The 7914-nt window shown below is 73.3% G+C and carries 8 protein-coding genes and 1 pseudogene; 4 read left to right on the top strand and 5 right to left on the bottom strand.

The genetic code is table 11. The annotated features are described in order from the left end of the window. On the top strand, positions 1-506 hold a 506-nt coding region (locus D471_RS0112565; protein ID WP_241479612.1), incomplete at its 5' end, for a hypothetical protein. Position 507: 1 nt separating this feature from the next. Further along, positions 508-732, top strand: coding sequence for a helix-turn-helix transcriptional regulator (locus tag D471_RS0112560; RefSeq protein ID WP_017598933.1), 225 nt, complete (start codon positions 508-510; stop codon positions 730-732). A gap of 343 nt (positions 733-1075) precedes the next feature. Here D471_RS0112560 and D471_RS34180 read toward each other — a convergent pair whose 3' ends face one another. The 5 genes from D471_RS34180 to D471_RS0112535 all read right to left on the bottom strand — a co-directional run bounded on the left by D471_RS34180 (position 1076) and on the right by D471_RS0112535 (position 7068). Then, on the bottom strand, positions 1076-1960 hold the full coding sequence (locus D471_RS34180) for an ABC transporter substrate-binding protein (protein ID WP_017598932.1): 885 nt from the start codon (positions 1958-1960) through the stop codon (positions 1076-1078). 130 nt (positions 1961-2090) lie between these two features. Beyond that, positions 2091-2927, bottom strand: a complete 837-nt coding sequence (locus D471_RS0112550; RefSeq protein ID WP_017598930.1) for an ABC transporter ATP-binding protein — start codon at positions 2925-2927, stop codon at positions 2091-2093. Continuing rightward, positions 2924-3949 (bottom strand): FecCD family ABC transporter permease, encoded by a 1026-nt coding sequence (locus D471_RS0112545; protein ID WP_026127663.1) that lies wholly within the window; start codon positions 3947-3949, stop codon positions 2924-2926. Before D471_RS0112545 ends, D471_RS0112550 begins: the two co-directional genes overlap by 4 nt. Before the next feature lie 167 nt (positions 3950-4116). Then, positions 4117-5862, bottom strand: coding sequence for a prolyl oligopeptidase family serine peptidase (locus tag D471_RS0112540; protein WP_017598928.1), 1746 nt, complete (start codon positions 5860-5862; stop codon positions 4117-4119). 3 nt (positions 5863-5865) lie between these two features. Next, positions 5866-7068: a hypothetical protein gene (locus D471_RS0112535; RefSeq protein ID WP_017598927.1), complete on the bottom strand. Its 1203-nt coding sequence runs from the start codon at positions 7066-7068 to the stop codon at positions 5866-5868. A gap of 116 nt (positions 7069-7184) precedes the next feature. Between D471_RS0112535 and amiA the strand changes: the two genes are divergently transcribed. Both amiA and D471_RS34175 read left to right on the top strand, forming a co-directional pair. Continuing rightward, positions 7185-7367, top strand: a complete 183-nt coding sequence (amiA, locus tag D471_RS0112530; protein WP_017598926.1) for a streptamidine family RiPP — start codon at positions 7185-7187, stop codon at positions 7365-7367. 85 nt (positions 7368-7452) lie between these two features. Next, positions 7453-7914, top strand: a pseudogene (locus tag D471_RS34175) (hypothetical protein); the annotation flags it as partial.

Here is a 7914-nt window from a genome sequence, read left to right as displayed (position 1 = left end):
TGGACGGCGCCGCCGCACACCGCGCCGTCCGTACCGACCGCCCTCGCGCGTGTCCTGGCAGGATCGGCGCCGAGAGAGATGGAGTGGACGTGTCCTACGAGGAGAAGGGCACCTGGGCCTTCCTGGCGGCCTCGGTCGCGGTCTACCTCGCCTACGTGGTGATCGTGCTGACCAGGGCCGCCGACCCCGTCACCGAGACCCCCTACCAGTGGCCGCTGCTGTGGTCCATCGCCGCCTGCGTCGTCGTCGCGGTCGTCCTGCGGGTCCTGATCGAGGTCGTCCGACCGAGCGAGAGCCACCGGAGCGATTCCCGTGACCGGGAGATCGCCCGCCTGGGCGTGCTCCGCTCCTGGGGGTTCCTGATCGCCGCCGCCCTGGCCGCCATGGGGATGTCCCTGGCCGAGGTCGCGCACTTCTGGATCGCCAACGTCCTCTACCTCGGCTTCGTCCTCCAGGCGGTCACGGGCGCGGTCGTCGGCCTGGTCGCCTACCGGCGGGGGTTTTGAGGTGGTCAAGCCGACACGGGTCACCAACCGCATCCGCGCCCTGCGGTTCGAGCACGGCGAGATGACCCAGGCCCAGCTCGCCGACGCGGTCGGGGTCACCCGGCAGACCATCATCGCCATCGAGCGGGGCCGTTACTCGCCCTCGCTGGAGATGGCCTTCCTGATCGCGCGGGCCTTCGGGACGGGCCTGGACGACGTCTTCCAGTACCCCGACGAAGCGCCCTGAGCCTCCGTCGGCCCCGAAGGCGCGGGCTCCGGGCCGACCGGTGGGGGTCGTGCCTCCGGATTCGGCCTCCCGGTACCGGATGCCGGGCATCCGTTCCGCTCCGGGGTCGGGTCCGAAGGTCGCTCCCCTCCGTTCCCGGGGCCACGTCCTGATCCTTCCGTTGCGCCGTTGGCGCCCGTTTTCCCTCACGTCGCGTCCTTCGGCCGGAAGGACGCCCGTTCCCGGGCACGGGAGCGTGGTCGGCTCCCGTGCCCGGGGTGCACGGGCGTGATACCCGGCCGGGGCCGGTCGGAGGTGCTGGCGGGGGACGCGGTGCGCGAGCGTGCGCCCTCCCGCGCGTCGTCTAGGGCGCGTCCGGGTAGAGCCGCTGGGCGATCGTCTCCACGGCGTCCACATTGCCCAGGGCGCCGGGGTACAGGTCACTCGCGGGAACGGCGATGAGGAGATCGTCCTCCACGGCCGGAACGTCGGGGAAGGTGCCGCGAAGGTACTCGCGGGTCCGCTCCTCGTGCTCGGCTCCGCTCACGCCGAACACGATGGCTTCGGGAGCGCGGCTGATGATCTCCTCCGGGTTGATCTGGGCGGCGAAGAAGTCGGCGAACTCGGGTGCGTCGGGGTCGAAGACGTTGTCGCCGCCGGCGGTCTCGATGATGTCGGCCTCGATGCCGGCGCCGATGGCCGACAGCGAGTCGCCCTCGACGTAGACCTGCGCGACGGTGGGCCGCGCGGAGTCGCCGATCGCGTCCTCCACGGCGGCCAGCCGTTCCTCGACGTCCTGTGTGAGCTCCTCGGCCGCGTCGGGGACGCCCAGGATGGCGCCGAGGTCGGCGATATCGGTCAGCACGTCGGTGACCTGCGCGGTGTTGCGGCGGTCGGCGCAGCCACCGGTCGCGACGTAGGCCTGGGCACCGTTCTCGTTCAGTTGCTCGATGCTGGCGAAGCCCTGTTCGGCGGTGAACTCGTACTCCGTCGGGGAGGCCACGAAGTCGGGGGTGACGGCGAGCAGGTCCTCGCGGGCCGGCGGCGCGTCCGCGCTGAGTACCGGGATGTCGGCGGCCTCGTCGGCGATGTCGTCCGGCAGTGCCGAGACCTCGGTCTGGGCCTGGCCGACGATGGAGTCCCCCGCGCCGAGGCGGATGAGCAGTTCGGTCTGCGAGGGCATCAGTCCGACGACGCTGCTGGGCGTGGTGTCGAAGGACAGCTCACGTCCGCAGTTCGTGACCGTCACGGTCTGCCNNNNGTGACGCCGCTGCCGCAGGCGGTCAGCGCCAGCGGCAGCACGGCCAGGGCGGCGCACGCGGTCGAGAGGGTGAGGGGACGGGAACGGCGTGGGGACGTGGCCCGGGTGGCATTGCCTGTCATGGGGTGCTGATTTCTTCCTGGGTCGTGATGGATGGGTTCTCGGGGTCGTGGTCGTTCGGCTCCAGCGGGCTGCGGGCGTCGAAGAGCAGGTGCCGCCGTCCGGAACGCGGATGGGCGACCGCTGTCGACTCGACGCCGAAGACCGAACGGACCAGGTCGGTGTGCAGCACCTCGTCCGGGGCGCCGAGGGAGAGCAGGCGCCCCTCGGCCAGGACGCCGACGGCGTCGCAGGAGCGCGCGGCCAGGTTCAGGTCGTGCAGGGCGACCATCACGGTGCGGTCGGTGGCTCTGACCAGGTCGAGGAGTTCGAGCTGATGGGCGATGTCGAGGTGGTTCGTGGGCTCGTCGAGGACGAGCACGGGTGTGTCCTGGGTGAGCGCGCGGGCGAACAGCACACGCTGGCGCTCGCCACCGGAGAGGGCCGAGAACGGCCGGGCCTCCAGGTGCGCGGCGCCGACGCGGATGAGGGCCTCCCGCGCGAGGGCGATGTCGCGGTCGGAGTCGCGTCCGTACCCGCGTCCGTGCGGGATGCGCCCGAGCAGCACCATGTCGAGGACGGGGATCTCGAACTCCTCGCTGTGCTCCTGGGCCATCACCGCCACGTGCCGGGCGAGCTCCCCGCGCTTGAGCGCGGTGATGTCGGTGCCGTCGAAGCGCACACGGCCGACTGAGGGGGCCGCGAGCCCCGACACGGTGCGCAGCAGTGTGGACTTGCCGCTCCCGTTGGGCCCGAGCAGCCCGAGTACGGTGCCCGAGGGCACCGCGACGCTCACGTCGGTGACGACGGGCCGTCCGCCGCGGTGGGCGGTGAGGTTCTCGATGTCGACTCTCATCGGCCCACCCCCACGCCGTCGGCGCGGTCGCGTCGCAGCAGCCACAGGAAGAACGGTGCTCCGACCATCGCGGTGAGCACGCCCAGGGGGATCTCCGTGGGAGCGGCGAGGGTCCGGGCCAGGAAGTCGCAGGTGGCGAGGAACACCGCTCCGCCGAGCAAGGCGACCGGAAGCATCCGGCGGTGGTCGGAACCGACGATGATGCGGGCGATGTGGGGGATGATCAGCCCGACGAAGCCGATGCCTCCGGAGACCGCGACGACCGATCCGGTCAGCAGGGCCGCGGCGACGAGGGTCGCGCTGCGCAGCCGGTTGACGTTGACGCCCAGGGACGCGGCCGCGTCGTCCCCGACGAGAAGGGCGTTGAGCGCCCGCGCGCGGAAGGCGGCGTAGAGCCCCACGGCGAGCAGCGCCGCCGAGGGCAGGGCGAGGTGGCCCATCGTGGCGGCGGAGACCGAACCCAGCAGGAAGAACATGATGCTGAAGACGTTCTGCGCCTCGGTGGTGATGGTCAGATAGCTGGTCACGGCGCTGAACAGGGAACCGAGGGCGACGCCCGCCAGGATGAGGCGCTGGGGTGCGATGCGCCCGTTCTTGTGGGCCAGGGTGTAGACGGCCGCGGTGGCCAGGAGCGCGCCGAGGAAGGCCGCGCCCCCCACACCGAGGGAGCCGGCCTCGACGCCCAGGACGATGAACGAGACCGCACCGACCCCGGCACCGGCGGAGACACCGAGGATGTAGGGCTCGGCCAGGGAGTTGTGGACCACGGCCTGCATCAGTGCCCCGGCCAGGGCGAGCGCGGCGCCGGCGGTCGCGGCCAGGAGCACGCGGGGCAGTCGGAACCGCCAGACGGCGTTGTCCTGCACCGTCGTCAGCGACCCGTCCGACATCCACGGCATCCCGGGCACGAGGTGGCCGATGACGATGCGCAGGGCGTCCGCCGGGGACACGTCGATCGTGCCGGTGCTCGTCGACAGCAGCACCACCGCGACCAGCGCCAGAGCCAGGGCCGAGGCGAGGATCCGGGCGGCGAGCACGCCGCGCCGCCGGGCGTCGACCGCGGGAGCGGGAGCGTCCGGGGCGCCGTCGGGAGGCGCGCCTCCGGTGCGCGCGTTGGTCAGGAGGCGTGGGAGGGGAGCCGACACGCGTTTCTCGTTCGTTGCTCGTGTCATCTGTCGCGGGGGTTCTCTCAGGTCGTTGACGGGGCGGTCTGTGCTGATCCGGTGGTGGCGGCGGCGAAGCTCAGGACGGTCGCCCCGAGACGATGGAGGCTGTCGAGGTGGTTGCCGCCGTGCCCCGTGTCCGGGGCGCGCCATACGGTGGCGCCGCCCCCGACACGGCACAGCGCGTCGGCGACCGCCAGGGTGTCGTCGGCGACCACCCGGGAGTCCTCCGCCAACACGATGCCGAGGAAGCGGGGGACGGCGGCGCCGGAGGTGAGGGCCTCGGCACGGTGCAGGGGTGAGATCCGGCGCAGGTGCGCGATCCCCTCGGGGGAGTCCGAGGCCCCGAACTCGCCGGCCCACCGCTGTCCGAGCGGGTGGGCGCCGAGGTTGAGCAGGTCGAGTGGGGCCGCGGTACTGACGACCCCGGCGCACAGGTCCGGCGATCCGAGGGCGCAGCTGGTGGCCAGGACTCCGCCGTGGGAGGCGCCCGCCAGGACGAGCAGGTCGGGCCGGGTGAGTCCGGCCTCGACCAGGCCGCGTGCGATGACGGTGAGGTCGTCGATGCCGCGGCCCTTGGCGAGTCCGTGCCCGGCCCGACGCCAGGCGGGGCCGTGTTCGCCTCCGCCCCGGACCTGGGCGACGGCGTACCGGCCGCCCTGTTCGACCCACGCGGGCACGGTCGGCTCGAACGTCGCCAGACTCGGCACGCCGAAGCCGCCGTAGCAGGTGAGGATCAGCGGAGCGGGGCCCCGGGCGTCGGCCGGTGAGGTGACCACGACGGGGACGCGTGCGCCGTCCTCGGCGGTGAAGACGTGTCGTTCGGTGCGTGCCGGAGCTTCCCGGCGGACCGCTGGGGGCCGGTCGGACAGCAGTTCCTCGGCGGGGATGACGCGCGGCGGCAGGACCGGGCCCTCGACGAGGGCGTGGAACCGGTCGGCGTCAGCGCTCACGCCGGTCGCGACGGCTGGGGCGCCCCCGTAGGTGACCTCCCGTTCGGCCGAGACCGAGCCCTGGGTGAGTCGCACGATGACACTGCGGCCGGCGCGTACGCCGACGGCGACGACGTCCTGGCCGCGGGCGGCGAAGGAGGTGACCCGCAGGTCCGGGTCCTCCCAACGCCATCTCTCGGCACCGCTGCCCGGCTCGAGGCACCGCAGGCGGGTGCCGTCGTCGACGACCACGCCCTCGTCGACGGGCAGGACCCGGACGATGGCGCCCAACACGGCGACCTCGGCCCCGGTGGCCCGGTCGACGAGGCGGCTGGGCCTTCCCGGGCGGCTCTCGGCGAACAGTCCGCTCCGGCCTCCGGGGAAGAGCCTGAGCCGGGTGTGCGGCGACACGGCAGAGACCGTCGTCCTCCCGGTGCGCGCGTCGAGGCGGACGAGGCCGTGGGACCGGCCGGCGACCAGTTCGACACCGGACGAGTCACCGGACCAGAGCATGGGGTCGTAGCGGCAGCGGACCTCCGGGTAGAGCCGCAGGGCTCCGGTGCCGGTGTCGACCAGCCCCAGCGCGGCGTCCTCGTCCGCGCGCTCGGCTATCTGGACGCAGATGCTGCGTCCGTCCGGAGAGGGGGCCATACGCAGGATGTGCCCCTCGGGCTCGATCACCGGGGAGCCGGTGTCCACACGGTAGATCCCGTGGCGTCGGCGTCCGGGCGGCCGGCTGAGCGCGAATCCGCTCTCCGGCAGGCCGGGGCGGCCGTGCCGTTCCCACTTCGTGAGCGCGGCGTCGATGGCGGGAACGAGGGGAGGGAGGGAGTCGTGCATCGCTCACCGACCGACGGTGTCGACGTCGCCGCCGTGCCAGTGCAGGTGCCCGCCCTCGTCGAGGGGGCTGGGCACGGTGACGGTGTCGAGTCGGCCGTCGTGGAACAGGTGCAGTTGGCCGTCGCCCCCTCGGGTCACCGCGACCGTCGTCCCGGTGGGATCGACGGCCACGGCGCGCCGCTGTGCGGGTGCGTCGCCGACGGGGTCCCAGGGCAGGTGCCCGGGGGAGGGCGGGCACGACATCGCGGGAAGCGGGATCCGGTGCGCGGCGCCCATCAGCGGATCGGCCCGCTCGATGACGGTGAGCTCGTCACCGTCGGGATGGATCGTGGCGACGGCGGCCCGGGTGCCGCCGAGCGCGAAGCGGAAGGCCAGGCCCCGAGGCAGCTCCAGACGGCGCGTCCGGCCGGTGGACAGGTCGATGTCGACCAGGTGGTTCGTCCACTCGGTCCATCGCGTCGGGGACGCCGGACCGCCCCGGACCACGCCCACCGCACGGCCGGTGGCCGGGTCCAGGCGCAGGTAGTAGGCGCGTCCGGGCACGGGCCAGGCGACGGTGCCGAGCATGCGCGGGACGCCGCCCTCGACGACGAAACGCTCCAGTCCTTCGCCGGTCGCGGTCGCGGCGACGCCGGTGCGCTGGTCGACGACGTCGCCGTGCCCGTCGTCGGCGATCTCGCGGACGGCCTCACCGGTGATCCGGGGCACGTGGGGGGCGACGTCGAGGCACCGGGAGAGCGGAAGCGCCTCGAGGGCGCCGGGCTCCCGGTGGCGCAGCACGACCGCCGGCTCGCCGCCGGCCTGGTCCGGGACGATCATCGCCCCGGGCTCGCCGACCCGTGAGCGGAACCGTGCCGACCCGCCCCGCTCCAGGTCGACGAGGGTGACGACGTCGCTCCACGCCTCCGCGTTCGCGCCCAGTCCGGTCGTGACCACCACGTAGCGGCCCGAGGCGTCGCAGGCGAGGTGCTCACCGGGGATGGCCACGGGGAAGCGCCGTTCACCGTGCGGTCCGCAGACCACGAGCGCGCCGGAGCGGTCGTCGACGAAGGCCCGTGCGGGGCCGTCCTCGCCACGGCGGGGCAGTGTGAGGACCCCGGCGTGCTCGGCGAGGACGGCGTCGCCGAGCGGTGTCACGGCGCCGTCGGCGACGGCGTAGGTGCGGCCCGCGCGGTAGTCGGCCACGAGGAGCTCCTGGAAGTTCATGCGGCCAGCCTATTGGAAATGACAACCGTTTTCAATTATGGTGAGTCCCGTTCGCCCCGGCGAACACCTATCGGCACCGATGACCGATACGTCCTGCCTTGAGAAGGGATTCCCCTATGGACAACAAGATCGTCGCCGAGATCGAGGAGCCCGAGCAGCTCGCCCACCTCTCCGCCACGCACTCCAACGCGCTCGTCGAGAACCCCTTCGACGTCGTCGCCGAGATCGAGGAGTCCGAGCAGCTGGCGCACCTGTCGGCCACGCACTCCAACGCGCTGGTCGAGAACCCCTTCGACTGACCCTCGTCCCCCGCGACGTCGTCAGTGAGAACCACCCGGTCGGGCGGCTCCGTGCTGCCCGACCGGGCCCTGTGAGAGGTCGGCCATGCCCCCAGAACCATCCATCGCCCCCGTGCCGGGGACCGGCGCGCACGTCATCGTCGACGGCGGGCGTACCGATGCCGTACGCACCTCCTCCGGGCGCTTCCTCCGTCTGGTGTCCCCGCCGCCCCGTCTCCTGGACGCCCTGGGCGGTGCCTCGGGCGGCGACGGGGAGGCCGCCGAGTACGCCGCGGCGCTTCGGGCGACGATGTCCGCGCGCGAGGAGAAGGACGCACAGCGCCGCTGGCCCGGTCCGCGGCGCGAGGTCGCCTTGGTCGGCGGCGGTCCGATCGTCGACGCGATGGCCGACGCCCTGACCGACTGGGGCGCGGCCGTCACCCGCCACACCGACGGCGCCGCCCTGCTCGCCTCGGTGGACGGCACGGCCGACGGCGATCGCGAGAACGGCGCCACGGCCGGTTCCCGCGCAGAGGGCGCCTGGCCGTGGGGGCTCGTGGTCGCGTAC

The sequence above is a fragment of the Nocardiopsis lucentensis DSM 44048 genome (assembly GCF_000341125.1).
Taxonomy (GTDB): domain Bacteria; phylum Actinomycetota; class Actinomycetes; order Streptosporangiales; family Streptosporangiaceae; genus Nocardiopsis; species Nocardiopsis lucentensis.
The sequence above is the reverse complement of the archived record's forward strand: the minus strand, read 5'-3'. Positions and strand labels throughout refer to the sequence as shown.